General features: G+C 73.2%; 16 protein-coding genes and 1 pseudogene. 13 read left to right on the top strand and 4 right to left on the bottom strand.

Annotated elements, in window-relative coordinates; all coding sequences use genetic code 11:
- Positions 1 to 55: 55 nt before the first annotated feature.
- Positions 56 to 1,009: an EamA family transporter gene (locus ACWD5Q_RS04795; RefSeq protein WP_451425564.1), complete on the bottom strand. Its 954-nt coding sequence runs from the start codon at positions 1,007 to 1,009 to the stop codon at positions 56 to 58.
- A 317-nt stretch (positions 1,010 to 1,326) separates the two neighbouring features.
- Here ACWD5Q_RS04795 and ACWD5Q_RS04790 point away from each other — a divergent pair, with 317 nt between their 5' ends.
- The gene (locus ACWD5Q_RS04790; RefSeq protein WP_451425563.1) at positions 1,327 to 1,689 is read left to right on the top strand and encodes a DUF6247 family protein; all 363 of its coding nucleotides are present in this window, start codon (positions 1,327 to 1,329) and stop codon (positions 1,687 to 1,689) included.
- Positions 1,686 to 1,940: a hypothetical protein gene (locus ACWD5Q_RS04785; RefSeq protein ID WP_451425562.1), complete on the top strand. Its 255-nt coding sequence runs from the start codon at positions 1,686 to 1,688 to the stop codon at positions 1,938 to 1,940. The genes ACWD5Q_RS04790 and ACWD5Q_RS04785 overlap by 4 nt, the downstream gene beginning before the upstream one ends.
- 48 nt (positions 1,941 to 1,988) lie before the next feature.
- On the opposite strand, the pseudogene ACWD5Q_RS04780 reads toward ACWD5Q_RS04785, so the two are convergent.
- Positions 1,989 to 2,156 (bottom strand): annotated as a pseudogene (locus tag ACWD5Q_RS04780) (helix-turn-helix domain-containing protein); the annotation flags it as partial.
- Between the two features lie 151 nt (positions 2,157 to 2,307).
- On the opposite strand from ACWD5Q_RS04780, the gene ACWD5Q_RS04775 reads away from it, so the two are divergent.
- The 8 genes from ACWD5Q_RS04775 (at position 2,308) to ACWD5Q_RS04740 (ending at position 12,214) form a co-directional block, all read left to right on the top strand.
- Positions 2,308 to 3,105, top strand: coding sequence for a TIGR03084 family metal-binding protein (locus ACWD5Q_RS04775; RefSeq protein WP_451425561.1), 798 nt, complete (start codon positions 2,308 to 2,310; stop codon positions 3,103 to 3,105).
- Positions 3,102 to 4,832, top strand: a complete 1,731-nt coding sequence (locus ACWD5Q_RS04770) for an acyclic terpene utilization AtuA family protein (protein WP_451425560.1) — start codon at positions 3,102 to 3,104, stop codon at positions 4,830 to 4,832. Before ACWD5Q_RS04775 ends, ACWD5Q_RS04770 begins: the two co-directional genes overlap by 4 nt.
- Positions 4,829 to 6,427: an acyl-CoA carboxylase subunit beta gene (locus tag ACWD5Q_RS04765; protein WP_451425559.1), complete on the top strand. Its 1,599-nt coding sequence runs from the start codon at positions 4,829 to 4,831 to the stop codon at positions 6,425 to 6,427. The genes ACWD5Q_RS04770 and ACWD5Q_RS04765 overlap by 4 nt, the downstream gene beginning before the upstream one ends.
- Positions 6,428 to 6,432: 5 nt before the next feature.
- Positions 6,433 to 8,271: an ATP-binding protein gene (locus ACWD5Q_RS04760; RefSeq protein WP_451425558.1), complete on the top strand. Its 1,839-nt coding sequence runs from the start codon at positions 6,433 to 6,435 to the stop codon at positions 8,269 to 8,271.
- 23 nt (positions 8,272 to 8,294) lie between these two features.
- On the top strand, positions 8,295 to 9,455 hold the full coding sequence (locus tag ACWD5Q_RS04755) for an acyl-CoA dehydrogenase family protein (RefSeq protein WP_451425557.1): 1,161 nt from the start codon (positions 8,295 to 8,297) through the stop codon (positions 9,453 to 9,455).
- 58 nt (positions 9,456 to 9,513) lie between these two features.
- Positions 9,514 to 10,245, top strand: coding sequence for an enoyl-CoA hydratase family protein (locus ACWD5Q_RS04750; RefSeq protein ID WP_451425556.1), 732 nt, complete (start codon positions 9,514 to 9,516; stop codon positions 10,243 to 10,245).
- Positions 10,233 to 10,832, top strand: coding sequence for a TetR/AcrR family transcriptional regulator (locus tag ACWD5Q_RS04745; protein WP_451425555.1), 600 nt, complete (start codon positions 10,233 to 10,235; stop codon positions 10,830 to 10,832). The genes ACWD5Q_RS04750 and ACWD5Q_RS04745 overlap by 13 nt, the downstream gene beginning before the upstream one ends.
- Before the next feature lie 341 nt (positions 10,833 to 11,173).
- Positions 11,174 to 12,214 (top strand): isopenicillin N synthase family dioxygenase, encoded by a 1,041-nt coding sequence (locus ACWD5Q_RS04740; RefSeq protein WP_451425554.1) that lies wholly within the window; start codon positions 11,174 to 11,176, stop codon positions 12,212 to 12,214.
- 143 nt (positions 12,215 to 12,357) lie between these two features.
- Here the strand turns inward: ACWD5Q_RS04740 and ACWD5Q_RS04735 are convergent, their stop codons facing one another.
- Positions 12,358 to 13,458: a citrate synthase 2 gene (locus ACWD5Q_RS04735; protein WP_451425553.1), complete on the bottom strand. Its 1,101-nt coding sequence runs from the start codon at positions 13,456 to 13,458 to the stop codon at positions 12,358 to 12,360.
- Positions 13,459 to 14,031: 573 nt separating this feature from the next.
- Here ACWD5Q_RS04735 and pdxH point away from each other — a divergent pair.
- Complete coding sequence (gene pdxH, locus ACWD5Q_RS04730) at positions 14,032 to 14,670, top strand: pyridoxamine 5'-phosphate oxidase (RefSeq protein WP_451425655.1); 639 nt, start codon at positions 14,032 to 14,034, stop codon at positions 14,668 to 14,670.
- A 496-nt stretch (positions 14,671 to 15,166) separates the two neighbouring features.
- The gene (locus tag ACWD5Q_RS04725) at positions 15,167 to 16,552 is read left to right on the top strand and encodes a PAS domain-containing protein (protein ID WP_451425552.1); all 1,386 of its coding nucleotides are present in this window, start codon (positions 15,167 to 15,169) and stop codon (positions 16,550 to 16,552) included.
- A gap of 11 nt (positions 16,553 to 16,563) precedes the next feature.
- On the opposite strand, the gene ACWD5Q_RS04720 is transcribed toward ACWD5Q_RS04725, so the two are convergent.
- Positions 16,564 to 17,367, bottom strand: coding sequence for an SIS domain-containing protein (locus ACWD5Q_RS04720; protein WP_451425551.1), 804 nt, complete (start codon positions 17,365 to 17,367; stop codon positions 16,564 to 16,566).
- Between the two features lie 344 nt (positions 17,368 to 17,711).
- On the opposite strand from ACWD5Q_RS04720, the gene ACWD5Q_RS04715 reads away from it, so the two are divergent.
- Positions 17,712 to 18,404, top strand: coding sequence for a metal-dependent transcriptional regulator (locus ACWD5Q_RS04715; protein ID WP_451425550.1), 693 nt, complete (start codon positions 17,712 to 17,714; stop codon positions 18,402 to 18,404).
- Positions 18,405 to 18,583: the final 179 nt, after the last annotated feature.

Raw genomic sequence — 18,583 nt, 5'->3', positions numbered from 1 at the left:
TGCGGCTCTACCTCGCCCAGCACGACGGGGAGACATGTCCTACCGGTAGGGCCGGTCAGGCCTCGGCCTCGGCCCGGGGTGCGGCGCGACGGGTCTGGGTCCGGACCGCGCCCATGCTCGCCGCGATGACCAGGGCGATCGCCGCTGCCTGGGGCGCGGTCAGGGACTGGCCGAGGATCAGGAAACCGGCGGTCGCTGCGAGCGCCGGCTCCAGGCTCATCAGGATCGCGAAGGTGGAGGCGGGCAGCCGGCGCAGGGCGAGGAGCTCCAGGGTGTAGGGCAGCACCGAGGAGAGCACCGCCACGCCCGCGCCCAGTCCGAGGGTCGTCGGTACGAGCAGTTTCGTGCCCGACTCGACGATCCCCAGCGGCATGAACAGCAGCGCGGCGACCCCCATCGCCAGCGCCAGCCCGTCGGCCTGGGGGAAACGCCGTCCGGTACGGGCGCTGAAGACGATGTACCCCGCCCACATCGCACCCGCCCCGAGGGCGAAGCCGACCCCCGCCGTGTTGAGGTCGCCGAAATTGCCGCCGCCCAGCAGGAAGACGCCGGCCAGGGCGAGGCCCGCCCAGAGAAGGTTCACCACGCGGCGGGAGGCGACCACGGACAGGGCCAGCGGGCCGAGGACCTCCAGCGTCACCGCGAGGCCCAGCGGGATGCGGTCCACCGCCTGGTAGAAGAGGCCGTTCATCGCGGCCATGGTGATGCCGAAGACGACCACCGTGCCCCAGTCGGCGCGCGAGTGCCCGCGCAGCCGGGGCCGGCAGACCAGGAGCAGTACGACGGCCGCCACGACCAGCCGCAGGGTGACCACGCCGAGCGCACCGGCCCGCGGCATCAGGGTCACCGCGAGCGCCCCGCCGAACTGAACGGAGATGGCTCCGGCGAGCACCAGCCCCACGGGCCCGAGGGAACCGCCGCGGTGCGGCCCGCCGGGCGCCGACGGCGCGCGCTCCGGCGCGGTGGCGGCCGGGGCCGGGGAGGAGGAGGCGGCGCTGGCGGGGTTCACGGGGCCTTCCAGGGGACTCGACGCGATGTGTGCAGCGTGCTGAACTCAGAAGTCCAGAGTAGTGGACTCAGTCAGGTGTGTGAACCCTTGACGGCCCTGACCCGGGACGGCCAGGCGCCGATGCCGATCACCGCGAGCACGCACACCGTCTCGATGACCTGCACGAGCTGCTCGTACGCGGAGGGATGGCGGGGCCGGCCGCCGTTTCCTGACCATTGCTGCGACGTAGTGAGGTGCGAGCGCACTAGAGTCGGTCTCGTGCCCGGCACCCGGCGCGCAGTCGGCCTGTCCGCCGAGGACACGAAGGGAACGGCAGCATGAGTCTGCAGCACACCGAAACAGCGGGTGACGGACCGCTGATTCCCCGTCCGGAGCGCACACCGGGTGCCTTGCGTGCCGCCTGCGCCGTCGTCGCGCCGCAGTTTCTGGCGGCTTACGATCGGGCCAAGGACGAGGCACTCGCGGAGGCAGTGGAACACGGTTCGCTGGGGCCCGTCCACGCCTATCTCCATCATTGGGCGACATTGATCGAGATCGAGCGCAACCCGGAGACTGCGAGGGCGTACCACCGTGCCGCATACCTCGCCCACGTCGCGACCGCGCCAGAGGAAGCACGTGAGCATGTGGCCATGGCCAGCGCCATCTACCGTGCCGCCGCCGGGGCTGTGTACACGCAGTGACCTGGCGCTGGGAGTACGTCCCGGAGACCGTGGCGGCCGGCGCCCCGCCCACCTTCGTCGCCGAGGTGGAGAAAAAGGCCGACGAGCTGGTTCGGGCCGCTGAGGCCCTCCATCTCCACGGGCCGGCATATCAGGGGGCGGATGAAGGGGCGAAGCACGCGTTCGTCGCCGGCGGCTTCTTCGTCTACATGATCACGCCGCGCTCGGAACTCGTCACCATCTGGCAGGTCACGCCCGACCCGTTGCCGTGAGGGCGGTCCGGCTGTCCGGGCGGGCGCTGTGCCCGCGATCTCTGCGCCGCGGGTCGCCGTTTCGATCTGGCCGATCAGTGACCCGGTGCACAAGACGACCGACCCGAGCCGCGCCACAGTAAGCCCCGCTGCCTCCCGTGCCCTGTGCAGCTCATGGCCGAAGTGGTCCAACGGCGATGCGCTCGGGTCGAGTTCACGGTTTCGCGTGCCGACCACCTCCCCTCACGCAGAGTAGTCGCATTCGCGCAGGCGGGTGGAGGGGTGTGGAAAACAAATCCATGCAAGCACGCTTGATTGTTTTCTGGCCCGCTGCCATGCTCCTCAGCGCACCACCCCGCACGCCGTCGTCCCCGGAGGGGAGCGCATCGTGTCCGACGCATCGTCAGTGATCGACGATCTGGGCCGGGAGAGCGAGGAACTCGACCGGCTGGTCGCCGAGTCGGGGGAGGACCGCTGGGCGCTCGCCACGCCTGCCCCGGGCTGGACCGTCGCCCACCAGATCGCGCATCTCGCCTGGACGGACCGCGCCGCGCTGCTGTCCGTCACCGACGCGGAAGGGTTCGCGACGGAGGTGGAGAAGGCGCTCGGTGCGCCCGACACCTGGGTCGACGAGGCCGCGCGCGAGGGCGCCGCGCTGCCGCCCGCGCGGCTGCTCGCCGAGTGGCGCAGCGGACGCACCGCCCTCGACCAGGCCCTGCGCCGGGCTCCACGGGGCACCCGCTTCCCCTGGTACGGCCCGCCCATGTCCGCCGCCTCCATGGCGACGGCCCGGCTGATGGAGACCTGGGCGCACGGGCAGGACATCGCCGAGGCCCTGGGTGTGGTGCGCGCCCCCACCGACCGGCTGCGGCATGTGGCCCGCATCGGGGTGCGGGCACGTGACTACGCCTACGCGGTACGGGGGTTGAGCGCACCCCGCGAGGAGTTCCGGGTGGAACTGGTCGCACCCTCCGGAAAGGACCTGTGGACCTACGGCCCCGAGGACGCCGCCCAGCGGGTGACCGGCCCGGCGCTGGACTTCTGCCTCCTGGTCACCCGACGCGCGCACCGCGCCGACCTCGCGGTGCGGGCCGAGGGCCCGGACGCCGACCGCTGGCTGGACATCGCCCAGGCCTTCGCGGGTCCGCCCGGCGCCGGACGCCCGCCGAAGGGGGACGCCGCGTGACACCCCTGCGCATAGGCAACGCCTCCGGCTTCTACGGCGACCGCTTCGACGCGCTGCGCGAGATGCTCACCGGCGGCCCGCTGGACGTCGTCACCGGCGACTACCTCGCCGAGCTGACGATGCTGATCCTCGGCCGCGACCGCCTCAAGAACCCCGCCGGAGGCTACGCGCGCACGTTCCTCGGCCAGTTGGAGGAGTGCCTCGGTCTCGCCCACGAGCGCGGGGTGCGGATCGTGACGAACGCGGGCGGCCTCAACCCCGCCGGACTCGCCGACGCCGTACGGGAGCTGGCCGGCCGCCTCGGCATCCCCGCACGGGTGGCCCATGTCGAGGGCGACGACCTGACCGCCTCCTTCCCCCGAGGTCTCGACTCCGCTCGGCCAGGGGTGATCCCCATGGGCACCCTTGCCGCCCACGCCTACCTCGGCGGCCACGGCATCGCCGCCTGTCTGCGCGAGGGCGCCGACGTCGTGGTCACCGGACGCGTCACGGACGCCGCGCTGGTCACCGGGCCCGCCGTCGCCCATTTCGGCTGGGGACCTCAGGAGTACGACCGGCTGGCGGGCGCCGTGGTCGCCGGGCACGTCCTGGAGTGCGGAGCGCAGGCCACCGGCGGCAACTACGCCTTCTTCACCGAGCACCCGCCCGCACTGCTGCGCCGTCCCGGCTTCCCGCTCGCCGAACTCCACGAGGACGGCAGCAGCGTCATCACCAAGCACGACGGCACCGGCGGTGTCGTCGACGTCGGCACGGTCACCGCGCAGCTGCTGTACGAGACGGCCGGCGCCCGGTACGCGGGCCCGGACGTCACCGCCCGCCTCGACACGGTCCGGCTCACCCGGGAGGGGCCCGACCGGGTGCGGGTCGAGGGCGTGCGCGGGGAGGCGCCGCCCCCGACCCTCAAGGTCGGTCTGAACCGCCTCGGCGGCTTCCGCAACGAGGTCACGTTCGTGCTGACCGGGCTCGACATCGAGGCCAAGGCCGCGCTCGTGAGGGCCCAGATGGAGGCGGCCCTGGAGGCGGCCGGGTCCAGGCCCGCACACGTCCGCTGGGATCTCGCCCGCACCGATCACCCCGACGCCGCGACCGAGGAGACGGCGAGCGCGCTGCTCCGGCTCGTCGTACGGGACCGGGACCAGGATGCCGTAGGACGGGCGCTGACCGGGGCGGCCGTCGAACTGGCGCTCGGCAGCTACCCCGGCTTCCATGTGCTGGCCCCGCCGGGGAAGGGCGCCCCCTATGGGGTCTTCGAGGATGTGTACGTCCCCCATGGCGCCGTCAACCATGTGGCGGTACTCCACGACGGCCGGCGCATCCCCATATCGGCGGCCCATGACACCCGCGTACTCGACAGCGTGCCGGAGCCGCCCCCGCCCGAGCCGCCGCCCCCGGGTCCGACCCGCCGGGCGCCCCTCGGGCTGGTCGCCGGGGCCCGCAGCGGCGACAAGGGCGGCAGCGCGAACGTCGGGGTGTGGGTGCGTACGGACGCCGCCTGGCGATGGCTCGTCCACACGCTCACCGTGGACCGCTTGCGCGCACTCCTGCCGGAGACGGCCGGTCTGCCCGTCGTACGGCACGTCCTGCCGCGTCTGCGCGCCCTGAACTTCGTCGTCGAGGGGCTCCTCGGCGAGGGCGTCGCCGCACAGCACCGCTTCGACCCGCAGGCCAAGGCCCTGGGCGAATGGCTGCGCGCCCGTCACCTGGACATACCGGAGGACCTGTTGTGACCGTCCTTGCCTCGGCCCTGGACACGGGCGGCCCGGAGTACCGGGCCAACCGCGAGGCCATGCTCGCCAAGCTGGCGGAGCTGGCCGCCGAACACGCCAAGGCGCTGGCGGGCGGCGGCGAGAAGTACGTCGAGCGGCACCGCGGACGCGGCAAGCTCCTCGCCCGTGAGCGGATCGAGCTGCTCCTCGACCCCGACACGCCCTTCCTGGAGCTGTCGCCGCTGGCCGCCTGGGGAAGCGACTACACGGTGGGCGCCTCGCTCGTCACCGGGATCGGTGTCGTCGAGGGCGTCGAGTGCCTGATCACCGCCAACGACCCCACCGTGCGCGGCGGCGCCAGCAACCCGTGGAGCCTGAAGAAGGCCCTGCGGGCCGACGGCATCGCGCTGGAGAACCGGCTGCCCTGCATCAGCCTGGTGGAGTCCGGGGGCGCGGACCTGCCCTCCCAGAAGGAGATCTTCATTCCCGGCGGCGCGATCTTCCGGGATCTGACCCGGCTGTCCGCCGCCGGAATCCCCACCGTCGCCGTCGTCTTCGGGAACTCCACCGCCGGAGGCGCCTACGTCCCCGGCATGTCCGACCACGTGATCATGGTGAAGGAGCGGGCCAAGGTCTTCCTGGGCGGCCCCCCGCTCGTGAAGATGGCCACCGGCGAGGAGAGCGACGACGAGTCCCTGGGCGGCGCCGAGATGCACGCGCGCGTGTCGGGCCTCGCCGACTACTACGCCGTCGACGAGCAGGACGCCCTGCGCCAGGCCCGCCGGGTGGTCGCGCGCCTCAACCACCGCAAGGCGTACGCCGATCCGGGTCCCGCGCTCCCTCCCCGGCACGACGAGGACGAACTCCTCGGGATCGTGCCCGGCGACCTGAAGGTGCCCTTCGACCCGCGCGAGGTCATCGCCCGGATCGTCGACGGCTCGGACTTCGACGAGTTCAAACCGCTGTACGGCCGGAGCCTGTGCACCGGGTGGGCGGCCCTGCACGGCTATCCGGTCGGGGTGCTGGCCAACGCCCAGGGGGTGCTGTTCAGCGAGGAGTCCCAGAAGGCGGCCCAGTTCGTCCAGCTCGCCAACCAGCGCGACATCCCGCTGCTGTTCCTGCACAACACCACCGGCTACATGGTCGGCAAGGAGTACGAGCAGGGCGGCATCATCAAGCACGGCGCGATGATGATCAACGCGGTGTCCAACAGCCGGGTCCCGCACCTGTCCGTGCTCATGGGCGCCTCGTACGGGGCCGGGCACTACGGCATGTGCGGACGGGCCTACGACCCGCGTTTCCTGTTCGCCTGGCCCAGCGCGAAGTCCGCCGTCATGGGCCCCCAGCAGCTCGCCGGCGTCCTGTCGATCGTCGCCCGCCAGTCCGCCGCCGCGAGGGGCCGGCCCTACGACGAGGACGCGGACGCCGCCCTGCGCGCGATGGTGGAGCAGCAGATCGAGTCCGAGTCCCTGCCGATGTTCCTGTCCGGGCGGCTGTACGACGACGGGGTCATCGACCCCCGCGACACCCGCACCGTGCTCGGCCTGTGCCTGTCCGCGATCCACACGGCGCCCTACGAGGGCGTGCGTGGCGGATTCGGCGTCTTCCGGATGTGAGGCCCGTGATGGAATCCGTTCTGGTGGCGAACCGCGGTGAGATCGCCTGCCGCATCGTCCGTACCTGCCGCGAGCTGGGCATCCGCACGGTCGCCGTGCACTCGGACGCCGACGCCGGCGCGCTCCACGCGCGCGTGGCCGACACGGCGGTACGACTGCCGGGGGCGGCGCCCGCGGACACGTATCTGCGCGGCGACCTGATCGTGAAGGCCGCGCTCGCGGCCGGCGCCGACGCCGTGCACCCGGGATACGGCTTTCTGTCCGAGAACGCCGGCTTCGCCCGCGCGGTGCTCGACGCGGGCCTGACCTGGATCGGCCCCCCGCCGGAGGCGATCGAGGCGATGGCCTCCAAGACCCGCGCGAAGAAGCTGATGGGCCTTCAGCCCCTGGCCACGGTCACGGCCGCCGACCTGCCCGTCCTGGTCAAGGCGGCGGCCGGCGGCGGCGGACGCGGCATGCGCGTCGTACGGGACCTGGCCGACCTGGACGCCGAGCTGACCGCCGCGCGCGCCGAGGCCCGCGCCGCCTTCGGCGACGACGAGGTCTTCGTCGAGCCGTACGTGGAGGGCGGACGCCACATCGAGGTGCAGGTCCTCGCCGACACCCAGGGAACGGTGTGGACGCTCGGCACCCGTGACTGCTCCCTCCAGCGGCGCCACCAGAAGGTGATCGAGGAGGCCCCGGCACCGGGCCTGGCCCCCGAACTGGCCGACTCCCTGAGCGCGATGGCCGCCCGCGCCGCCCGCGCCGTCGACTACGTCGGCGCGGGCACCGTGGAGTTCCTGGTCGCGGACGGCCGGGCGCACTTCCTGGAGATGAACACCCGGCTCCAGGTGGAACACCCCGTCACGGAGGCGGTGTTCGGGATCGACCTGGTGGCGCTGCAGATCCGGGTCGCGGAGGGCGCCGCCCTCGGCGGCGAGCCGCCCCGCGCGCGCGGCCACGCGATCGAGGCCCGCCTGTACGCCGAGGACCCGGCGCGGGGCTGGGCCCCGCAGACCGGCACCCTGCACCGCCTCGCCGTGCCGGGCGCGCGCCTGGACACGGGGTACGCGGACGGCGACACGATCGGCGTCCACTACGACCCGATGCTCGCCAAGGCCGTCGTCCACGCTCCCACGCGCGCGGAGGCCGTCCGGGGGCTCGCCGGGGCCCTGGAACGGGCCGAGATCCACGGCCCGGCGACCAACCGGGACCTGCTCGTGCGCTCCCTGCGCCACGAGGAGTTCACGGCGGCCCGCATGGACACCGGCTTCTACGACCGCCATCTGACCGCGCTGACCGAGCCCGCCCCCGACCCGTACGCGCCACTGGCCGCCGCCCTCGCCGACGCGCACGGCCGCTCACGGTTCGGCGGCTGGCGGAACCTGCCGTCCCAGGAGCAGGTGAAGCGGTACCTCATGGCGGGCGAGGAGCACGAGGTGCGCTACCGGCACACCCGCGCCGGCCTGGCGGCGGACGGGGTGCGGGTCGTGCACGCGGACGCCCGGCTCGTGGTCCTCGAAGTGGCCGGAGTGCGGCGGAAGTTCGAGGTGACCCGGTACGGCGACCAGGTGTACGTCGGACCGGCCGCCCTCACCGCCCTGCCCCGCTTCCGGGAGGCGGCCCCCGACCACGCCCCCGGCTCCCTGCTCGCACCGATGCCGGGAACCGTCGTACGCGTCGCCGAGGCCCTGGCCGTCGGATCGGCCGTACAGGCCGGAGAGCCCCTGCTCTGGCTGGAGGCGATGAAGATGGAACACAAGATCACGGCGCCCGTCACCGGAACGCTCACAGCCCTCCACGCGGCCCCCGGCCGGCAGGTGGAGGTCGGCACCCTGCTCGCCGTCGTACAAGCCCCCTGACCACCCTCCGAGGAGGAGGCCCCATGACCCCCGTCGCAGAGACCGAAGAGCACAAGGCACTCCGATCCGCCGTCGCCGCCCTCGGCAAGCGCTACGGCCGCGACTACCTCGCCGCCGTCGTCGCCGAGGGCCGCCACCCCACCGAGCTGTGGGCGGAGGCCGCGAAGCTCGGCTACCTCGGCGCGAACCTCCCGCAGGAGTACGGGGGCGGAGGCGGCGGCATCGCCGAACTGTCCATCGTGCTGGAGGAACTGGGGGCCGCGGGCTGCCCCCTCCTCATGCTCGTCGTCTCGCCCGCCATCTGCGGCACCGTGATCGCCCGCTTCGGCACGGCCGAGCAGAAGCGCCAGTGGCTGCCGGGCCTCGCGGACGGCACCCGCACCATGGCCTTCGGCATCACCGAACCCGACGCCGGCTCCAACTCCCACCGCATCACCACCACGGCCCGCCGCGACGGCACCGACTGGGTCCTCAGCGGCCGCAAGGTGTTCATCTCCGGCGTCGACATCGCCGACGCGACCTTGATCGTCGGCCGCACCGAGGACGCCCGCACCGGAAACCTCAAGCCCTGCCTGTTCGTCGTCCCGCGCGAGACGCCCGGCTTCCAGCGGCGCCCGATCGACATGGAACTGAGCAGCGCCGAGAAGCAGTTCGAACTGACCCTGGACGACGTGCGGCTGCCCGCCGACGCCCTCGTCGGCGACGAGGACGCCGGGCTGCTCCAACTGTTCGCCGGCCTCAACCCCGAGCGCGTCATGACCGCCGCCTTCGCGATCGGCATGGGCCGCTACGCGATCTCCCGGGCCGTCGAGTACGCCCGCGACCGCACCGTCTGGAAGCAGCCCATCGGCGCCCACCAGGCGATCGCGCATCCCCTCGCCCAGGCGCACATCGACCTCGAACTGGCCCGGCTGATGATGCAGAAGGCCGCCTTCCTCTACGACTCCGGGGACGACATCGCCGCCGGAGAGGCCGCCAACATGGCCAAGTACGCCGCCGGGGAGGCCTGTGTGCGGGCCGTCGACCAGGCCGTGCACACCCTCGGCGGCAACGGCCTGACCCGCGAGTTCGGGCTCGCCTCGCTCATCACGGCGGCCCGCGTGTCCCGTATCGCACCCGTGAGCCGGGAGATGGTCCTCAACTACGTCTCCCACCAGAGCCTCGGCCTGCCGAAGTCGTACTAGTACCCCGGCGACAGAACGCGCATGAGTCCGCACCGAGCCGTCCGCACCAGGAGGAACCGTGTCCGTCCGAGCCGCCGGTCACCGGGGCATCACCACCCTCACCCTCGATGCGCCCGGCACCCGCAACGCCCTCTCAGCCGAGCTGGTCGGGGCTCTGACGGACGCGCTCACCCGCTGCGGCGAGGACCACGACGTACGGGCCGTGGTCCTCACCCACACCGGCAACACCTTCTGCGCGGGCGCCGACCTGCGCGACCCGCCGCACCCCGACGCACTGGTCGGGCTGCTGCGGCAGATCGTCGAGCTGCGCACGCCCGTCGTCGCCCGGGTGACCGGGCACGTGCGGGCGGGCGGCCTCGGCCTGCTCGGCGCCTGCGACATCGCGGTCGCCTCCACCGACGCCACCTTCGCCTTCACCGAGGTCCGCATCGGCGTGGCGCCCGCCGTGATCTCCCTGTCCCTGCTGCCCCGCGCGGACCCCCGCGCGCTGGCCCGGTACTTCCTCACCGGCGAACGCTTCGACGCCGCCGAGGCCGTACGCACCGGACTGCTCACGGCCTCGGGCGCCGACGCCGACGAGGTGCTCGCGCCCGTGCTCGACGGACTGCGCCGGGCCTCGCCCCAGGGCCTGGCCGAGACCAAGCGGCTGCTCACGGCTACTGTGCTGGAGAGCTTCGACCGGGACGCGGCCGGCCTGACCGCGCTCTCGGCCCGGCTGTTCGGCTCCCCGCAGGCCCGCGAGGGGATGACGGCCTTCCTCGAGAGACGGGATCCCGTATGGGTGGTGTGAGCACGGCCGACCGCGTCCCCAAGCAGGACCGCAGCAGGGCCACCCGGCAGCGGCTGCTGCAAGCCGCGGTGGCGTGTCTCGCCGAACGCGGCTGGGCGGGCTCCACGGTCTCGGTCGTCGCCGAACGCGCGGGCGTCTCCCGCGGCGCCGCCCAGCACCACTTCCCGACCCGCGAGGACCTGTTCACGGCGGCCGTCGAGTACATGGCCGAGGAGCGCTCGACGGCGATACGGACGCTGTTCCCGGGCGGTGCCGCCGACCGGCGTGCGGTGGTCGCCGCCCTGGTCGACCTCTACACCGGGCCGCTGTTCCGCGCCGCCCTGCATCTGTGGGTCGCCGCCTCCAGCGAGGAGCAGTTGGGCCCGCGGGTGGCGGAACTGGAGGCCCGCGTCGGCCGCGAGACCCACCGCATCGCGGTCGACCTGCTGGGCGCCGACGAGTCCCGGCCCGGGGTGCGGGAGACGGTACAGGGCCTGCTGGACATGGCCCGCGGCCTGGGCCTCGCCAACCTCCTCACGGACGACGCCGGGCGCCGGGAACGGGTGGTGGCCCAGTGGGGGGCACTGCTGGAGGGGGCACTGGGCTGAGCCCCGGGCGCGACGGCCAAGGCGCCGGGCCGCCGGGAGCCTGCCCCGGGAAGCGCCGGGAGTGTGACCGACGAGGCACCTCAGGTGCGGCCGGGGAGCGTTACCCTTGGCCCATGCTTCCGATGCTCGTCCGACGCCGGCACGTGGACTACGTGCGCGTCACGAGCATGGGCTGTCGGCGTTCTTAGCGTTCTCAGCGTTTCAGCGCTCTGCCTGACCCAGCCCCGTTCTCTGCGTTTCCTGCGCGACTCCGCGCACTCCTACGCCCTTCCCACCCGGCACCCGGGCGCCGCCACACCCCCGACGGCCGCCCCGGGCCCCGTACACCCGCGGACGCACCCATGACCCACACGGCGACGGACCCGTCGTACCAGTCCTCTCAGCGACAACTCCCGATCATCGACCTCTCCGCGGCCGACCGCGGCCCCGAAGACCGTGCGCTGTTCCACGCCCGGCTCCACAGCGCCGCCCACGACGTGGGCTTCTTCCAGCTCGTCGGGCACGGTGTCACCCCGGCCGAGACCGAGGCCCTGCTCCGCGCCATGCGGGCCTTCTTCGCGCTGCCCGAAGCGGACCGCCTCGCCCTCGACAACGCCAACTCGCCCCACTTCCGCGGCTACACCCGCATCGGCGACGAGCGCACCGGCGGTGCCCGCGACTGGCGCGACCAGCTCGACATCGGCGCGGAACGGCCCGCCCACACGCCCGGCCCGGGCGAGGCCCCCTACTGGTGGCTCCAGGGCCCCAACCAGTGGCCCGCGGCCCTCCCCGAGCTGCGCACCGCGGCCCTCGCCTGGATCGACCGGCTCAGCGGGGTCGCCCGGCGGCTGCTGCACGAACTGCTCACCGCGATCGGCGCGGCCCCCGACTTCTACGACCCCGTCTTCGGCGACGCCGCCCACCCCCACCTCAAGTTCGTCCGCTACCCCGGCAGCGCGGACGACGGCGCCGACCAGGGCGTCGGCGCGCACAAGGACTACGGCTTCCTGACCCTGCTCCTCCAGGACCGGGTCGGCGGACTCCAGGTGCAGCGCGAGGACGGGCTCTTCCACGACGTGCCGCCGCTGGAGGGGGCGTTCGTGGTCAACCTGGGCGAACTGCTGGAGGTGGCCACCAACGGCTATCTGCTGGCCACCAACCACCGTGTGGTCAGCCCGCCCGGTGCCACCGAGCGGTTCTCCGTGCCGTTCTTCTACAACCCGCGCCTGGACGCCCGGGTCGAGCCGCTGCCGTTCCCGGGCGCCTCCACCGCGCCCGGCATCACCGCCGACCCGGCCAACCCGCTGTTCGCCGAGTACGGCTACAACGAACTCAAGGGCAAGCTCCGGGCCCACCCCCGCACCGCCGAGCGCCACCACACGGCCCTGCTCACACCGGCGTGACCGCCCGGCCGCCGGTGCCGGGCGCGGGCGCCGTACGCCCGTGGGGGCGCAGGCGCCGTAGGCCCGGCCCGGCGGCCGAGGGCATGCCTCAGCGGGCCCGGTCGGCCCGGTCGGCCCGCCAGCCTCAGTGCGTTCAGCAGGGCTCAGTGGGCGATGGCCGCGTAGCCGTCGATCTCCTGGGGGCTGCGCGGGCCCGGGCCCACATAGCGGGCCGAGGGGCGCACCAGGCGGCCCGTGCGCTTCTGCTCCAGGATGTGCGCCGACCAGCCGGCCGTCCGGGCGCAGGTGAACATCGAGGTGAACATGTGCGCGGGGACCTCGGCGAAGTCCAGGATGATCGCCGCCCAGAACTCCACGTTCGTGGCGAGGACGCGGTCGGGGCGGCGGTTGTGCAGCTCCTCCAGGGCCGCCTTCTCCAGCGCCTCCGCGATCTCGAAGCGCGGGGCGCCCAGCTCCCGGGCCGTGCGGCGCAGCACGCGCGCCCGCGGGTCCTCGGCCCGGTACACCCGGTGCCCGAAGCCCATCAGCCGCTCACCCCGGTCCAGGGCCTGCTTCACATAGGCCTCCGCGTCCCCGGTCCGCTCGATCTCCTCGATCATGCCGAGCACACGGGAGGGCGCGCCGCCGTGCAGCGGCCCGGACATGGCGCCCACGGCGCCCGAGAGCGCGGCCGCCACGTCCGCGCCCGTGGACGCGATCACCCGGGCGGTGAACGTGGAGGCGTTCATGCCGTGCTCGGCGGCCGACGTCCAGTAGGCGTCGACGGCCGCGACGTGCTTGGGGTCCGGCTCGCCCCGCCAGCGGGTCATGAACCGCTCGACGACGGAGTGCGCCTTGTCGATCTCCCCCTGCGGCACCATCGGCAGCCCCTGGCCACGGGCCGACTGGGCGACGTACGACAGCGCCATGACGGCCGCGCGGGCCAGGTCCTCACGGGCCTGCTCGACGTCGATGTCCAGCAGCGGTTTCAGGCCCCAGACGGGGGCGAGCATGGCGAGAGCCGACTGCACGTCCACCCGGATGTCACCGGAGTGCACCGGGATCGGGAACGGCTCGGCGGGCGGCAGCCCGGGGTTGAAGGCCCCGTCGACCAGCAGCCCCCAGACATTGCCGAACGAGACGTGGCCGACCAGGTCCTCGATGTCGACGCCCCGGTACCGCAGGGCGCTGCCCTCCTTGTCCGGTTCGGCGATCTCCGTCTCGAACGCGACGACTCCTTCGAGCCCGGGTACGAAGTCGGACATCAGGCGGCTCCTCGTGATGTGTGCGGCGGATGTGCGGCGGATGCGGTCGGTGGGATTCCCGTCGCCCCCGGTCCACGGTCCGCCGGGACGGACTCGGGCGGTGGATCTCGGCTGCGGGAAGAGGGCGGCCGTCCCGGTTCCGCGGTCCTTCACGGTCGTACGCGAAGACTCACGGTCCACAACGGTCACTTCGGTGATGCCCCGATCGGTCGGCGGTCACCCCATCCGAACGGCATCAGCACGATATCCCCGGGTGTCACCTTTGGGGAGAGCTTGCGGCACTCAGTGCCACGCAGTGATGAACCACACCCCCGCCGGGTGCCGCGTCCCATACGGCAAGATGACGGCGTGACCGACCGCCGCCCGGACGAACCGGCACCCGAACCCGCAGCTGAAGGGGGATCCGAACCCCCCGCCCGGCCTTCCGAACCCCCCACCCGGCCCTCCGCCGAGGCCATCCACGCCGCCGAGGCCGCCGCAGCGGCCGCGGCCGCCGCGGAACCCGTCCTCGAACCCATCGTGGAGCGCGCGGCCGAGGGCCCCGCCGAGGAGCTGGCCCACAACCCCGCCGAGATGCGGGAGCACTACCGCGCCGAGGGACTCGAGGAGTCCTCGCTCGCCGCCCACCCCATGGACCAGTTCGCCCGCTGGTTCAAGCAGGCCGCCCAGGCCGCCGTGGCCGGGATGATCTACGAGCCGAACGCGATGATCGTCTCCACGGCGGACGCGGAAGGCCGCCTCAGCTCGCGCACGGTCCTCATGAAGCAGTACGACGAGCAGGGCTTCGTCTTCTACACCAACTACGACTCCCGCAAGGCCCGGGACCTCGCGGCCAACCCCCGCGTCTCGCTGCTCTTCCCCTGGCACCCCATGGCCCGCCAGGTCGTCGTCACGGGCACCGCGCACCGCACCGGCCGCGACGAGACCGCCGCCTACTTCCGCACCCGCCCCCACGGCTCCCAGCTCGGCGCCTGGGCCAGCGTCCAGTCCTCCATCCTGCGCACCCGGGCCGAGCTGGACAACGCCTACGCGGAGCTGAGCGCCCGCTACCCCGAAGGCGCACAGGTCCCGGTCCCGCCGCACTGGGGCGGCTTCCGCATCGTCCCCGAGACCGTCGAGTTCTGGCAGGGCCGCGCGAACCGCCTCCACGACCGGCTCCGGTATGTCGCGGAACCCGGCGGGACCTGGCGGGTGGAGCGGCTCAGCCCCTGAGTCCGTCCCGAACGCAGACGACCCGCGAGCTCTGGTCCTCCGCCTGACGGCGGAGAAGCCGGCCGGACGTACCGGCGAGCTCGCGGGTCGGGTGACTGCGCTGGATTAGGCCGGCTGCACGTGTCTCGCACGCGCTGGTCCGGCACCGCACCGAGTGTGGTGACGGGCTGCTAGCCCGCAGCCACCTCCGACGTCCGGTGTGCATACATGCTCCGAACCACCTCCTTTCTTCGGTGCTCCCCACCCTAAGAACCTCTCGGCCACCGATCAACAGCTTTTTTTCGGGAGCCGACGACGGGGCTCTTTCCGGAGCTGACGCGCGGCTCCTTCCGGAGCTGACGCGCGGCTCCTTCCGGCCCTCCCCGCACCCGGCGCGATGATTTCGCCGAATCTTTCCGGAAGGGCATGTGGGGTGGGTCACGTTCGAGTTGAATGAGAGCGAGCGAGGGGACGAGCGCCGTACGTACGGACGCCGCAGCCTGCAGGGGGGTTCCAGGTGAGTGCTTCCCGGCGTAGGGGGACCACGGACGAGCTGGGGCCGGGCGAGCCCGAGCGGGACGGTTCCGATCTTCTGGCCGCGTTGCTGGACGGGATGGACGCGGCACTGTGCGCCTTCGACGCCGAGGGCGTCGTCACCCACTGGAACCGCGAGGCCGAGCGGATTCTCGGCTGGTCCGCCGCCGAGGCCGTGGGGCGGCACGGGTTCGCCGGCTGGGCCGTGCGGAGCGCGGACGCCGCGGAGGTCGAGGCGTGGCTGATGTCCGCGATGCGGGCCACCGGGCGCCAGGTGCACGAGTTCGCGCTGCTCACCAAGGACGGCGGGCGGCTGCTGGTGCGGACCCAGTCCGCGACCGTGCGGGGGCCCGACGGGAAGCCCGCCGGTGTCTACTGCGCCTTCGGCGAGGTCCATGCGCAGATCGACCTGGAGCGGTCCATCGCGCTGAGCGAGGCCCTGTTCGAGGACGCGAGCTGGGGCGTGGTGCTGGTCGACGCGGATCTGCGGCCGGCCGTCGTCAACGCCCACGCCGCCCGGGCGCTCGGCACCGGTCGTACGGCCGTGCTCGGACGGCCGCTCGGGGACCTGCTGGCGCGGGGCGCCGAGGAACTGGAGAGCGCGCTGACGCATGTGCTCGCCGAGGGCGCCCCGCCCGCTCCGGCCGAGATGTGGGTCAGCGTGCGGACCACCGAGGGCGAGCGGCGGCGGTGCTGGCGCAGCGGGTTCGTCCGGCTGGCCTCCCCGCTCGCGGAAGAACCGGTTCCGCTGGGTGTGGGATGGCTGTTCCAGGACGTCACCGAGGCCAAGCAGGCCGAGCAGGAGGCGGCGCTGCTGCGCTTCAGGGCCAACCAGCTCCACCGCGCCGCACGGTCGGCCGCCGAGTGCGAGGACCCGGCGGAGGCGGCCACCGTCCATCTGGACTTCGCACTCGCCGGATTCGCCGATCACGCGCTGGTCGACCGGATCATGGGCGGTCCGGTGGCGGACGCGGAGGGTCCGGTGCGTCTGGTGCGGGCCGCCGAGACGCCGTCCGGGGCGCCCGGGCCCAGCCTGCTCGCCGGGAAGGCCGGGCTGCCCGTCCGGTACGGGGAGGGCCATCCGGCCCTGCAGTGCGTGGAGCGCGCCGGATCCGTGCGCGCCGGCGCGGGCGCCGTGGACCCGGAGCGGGCGCGCGAGTGGGCGCTCGCCCGGCAGTGGCCCGCGGACGCGGTGTACGCGCTGTGCGCGGTGCTGCGCAGCCGGGGCCGGACGCTCGGCGTGGTGACGTTTCTGCGGGGCGCCGGGCGCACCCGGTTCGAACGCGTGGACGCGGTCTACGGGGAGGACGTGGCGGTCAGGATCGCCGCCGCCCTGGACCTGGCCGACCTGGCGGAGGGGGCGCGGTAGACACCCGGCCCCTACCCCTGCTGGTAGAAGATCCGGTCGCGGTACTCCCGCAGGATCCGCTCGTTCCACTCGTGGCCGCCGTCGACGTTCCCCGACCTGAGCAGCGGCGGTTCGACACCGCGGTCGGCGAGGGTGGCCGCGGCCGTGGCCATGACCGCCTGGAGCAGGGCCGTGGTGACGACGGTGGAGGCGGGGGCGAAGGGCGCGGGGATGGTGTCGAGGGTCAGCTCGGCGTCGCCCACCGCGATCTTCGAGTCGAGCACGAGGTCGCAGTGGTCCCTGAGGTACGTACCGGAGGCGTGCCGTGACGTCGTCTTCGAGGCGTACTCCACCGAGGTCACCCCGATGACCTTGACGCCGAGGGCGCGGGCCTTCATGGCCATCTCCACCGGGAGCGCGTTGCGGCCGGACAGGGAGATGATCACCAGCAGGTCCCCGGACCGGACCGGGCTGGCGTCGAGCACAGTGCTCGCCAGGCCGTCCACCCGCTCCAGCGCGGAGCCCAGCGTGGCCGGCATCACGTCGACGCCCACGACGCCGGGGACCGCGAGCAGGTTCATCAGGGCGAGGCCGCCCGCGCGGTAGACGAGGTCCTGCGCGGCCAGCGAGGAGTGCCCGGCGCCGAAGGCGAACAGCCGTCCGCCGGCCGCGACGGTGTCCGCGATCAGGCCGCCCGCCGCCGCGATCGGCTCCGCCTCCTCGTCCCGCACCCGCCGCAGCAGCCCGATCGCCGCGTCGAAGAACCGCTCGGCCGGAGTGCTCCCCTGCCGGGACTCCCCACCGCGTGGTTCCTCGCCCCTCGGCCTCTCGCTCATCTCAGGCGTCCCCTCGAAATCTTGGTGGGTCGGTGAATCGGTGGACCGTTGGACCGGCGGATCGACCGCGGCGGACGGCGCCCGCACGGCACACCGAACACCGACCGTGCACCGGCGCCGGTGACGGCCCGTGTCGCGGATCACGTTGCGGTCTGGACCAGTGGGATGTCAACACGGCGCCCGCGCGGGCGGAAGCGCCCCCATACCCGTCGTCGGGGCCGTGAAACCCCCGGTTGCTTCACCGTGCCTCCGGTTGTCAGTGGGATGCGTAAGAATTGAGTCCAGGGCCAGCGCACGCGCCGGTGAGCCGTGGAGCCTCCGGCAGATCTCATCAAGGGGCACGTATGTCCGGACTGATCGACACCACGGAGATGTATCTCCGCACCATCCTCGAGCTGGAGGAGGAAGGCGTGGTCCCCATGCGCGCCCGGATCGCCGAGCGGCTGGACCAGAGTGGTCCGACGGTCAGCCAGACGGTGGCGCGGATGGAGCGCGACGGTCTGGTGGCGGTCGCGCCGGACCGGCACCTGGAGCTCACGGACGAGGGCCGCCGTCTCGCCACCCGCGTGATGCGCAAGCACCGCCTGGCCGAGTGCCTGCTGGTCGACGTGATCGGGCTGGAGTGGGAGCAGGTGCACGCCGAGGCGTGCCGCTGGGAGCACGTGATGAGCGAGGCGGTGGAGCGCCGCGTCCTGGAGCTGCTGCGCCACCCGACCGAGTCGCCGTACGGAAACCCGATCCCGGGCCTGGAGGAGCTGGGCGAGAAGGACGGCGCGGACCCGTTCCTGGACGAGGGCATGGTGTCGCTGGCCGACCTGGACCCGGGCGCGGACGGCAAGACGGTCGTCGTGCGGCGCATCGGGGAGCCCATCCAGACGGACGCCCAGCTCATGTACACGCTGCGGCGGGCGGGCGTGCAGCCCGGCTCGGTGGTCAGCGTGACGGAGTCCGCGGGCGGCGTCCTGGTCGGCAGCGGCGGGGAGGCGGCCGAGCTGGCGGGTGATGTCGCGTCCCATGTGTTCGTGGCCAAGCGCTGAGCGGTCCCTTCGTCCCCGGCCGCACGGCGGGTTCCTTCGTCCCGGCCGCACGGCGCCGACGTCCCCGGACCGCCGGGTGTGCGCGGGATGCGCATCTCGCTCCCCGTCAACGTCCGTGACACAAGGGACCGTTGTGGCGTTCACCCGATCCCGCGGTCATGAAGATTCAATGTGCGGAA

The sequence above is a fragment of the Streptomyces sp. NPDC002513 genome (genome assembly GCF_053595355.1).
The sequence above is the reverse complement of the archived record's forward strand: the minus strand, read 5'-3'. Positions and strand labels throughout refer to the sequence as shown.

Excerpts from the sequence above, each read along its gene's own strand:
- ACWD5Q_RS04790 (WP_451425563.1), top strand. The coding sequence starts at position 1,327 with ATGAGTCTGCAGCACACCGAAACAGCGGGTGACGGACCGCTGATTCCC.
- ACWD5Q_RS04755 (WP_451425557.1), top strand. The coding sequence starts at position 8,295 with ATGACCCCCGTCGCAGAGACCGAAGAGCACAAGGCACTCCGATCCGCC.
- ACWD5Q_RS04745 (WP_451425555.1), top strand. The coding sequence starts at position 10,233 with ATGGGTGGTGTGAGCACGGCCGACCGCGTCCCCAAGCAGGACCGCAGC.
- ACWD5Q_RS04740 (WP_451425554.1), top strand. The coding sequence starts at position 11,174 with ATGACCCACACGGCGACGGACCCGTCGTACCAGTCCTCTCAGCGACAA.
- ACWD5Q_RS04735 (WP_451425553.1), bottom strand. The coding sequence starts at position 13,458 with ATGTCCGACTTCGTACCCGGGCTCGAAGGAGTCGTCGCGTTCGAGACG.
- pdxH (WP_451425655.1), top strand. The coding sequence starts at position 14,032 with ATGCGGGAGCACTACCGCGCCGAGGGACTCGAGGAGTCCTCGCTCGCC.
- ACWD5Q_RS04720 (WP_451425551.1), bottom strand. The coding sequence starts at position 17,367 with ATGAGCGAGAGGCCGAGGGGCGAGGAACCACGCGGTGGGGAGTCCCGG.
- ACWD5Q_RS04715 (WP_451425550.1), top strand. The coding sequence starts at position 17,712 with ATGTCCGGACTGATCGACACCACGGAGATGTATCTCCGCACCATCCTC.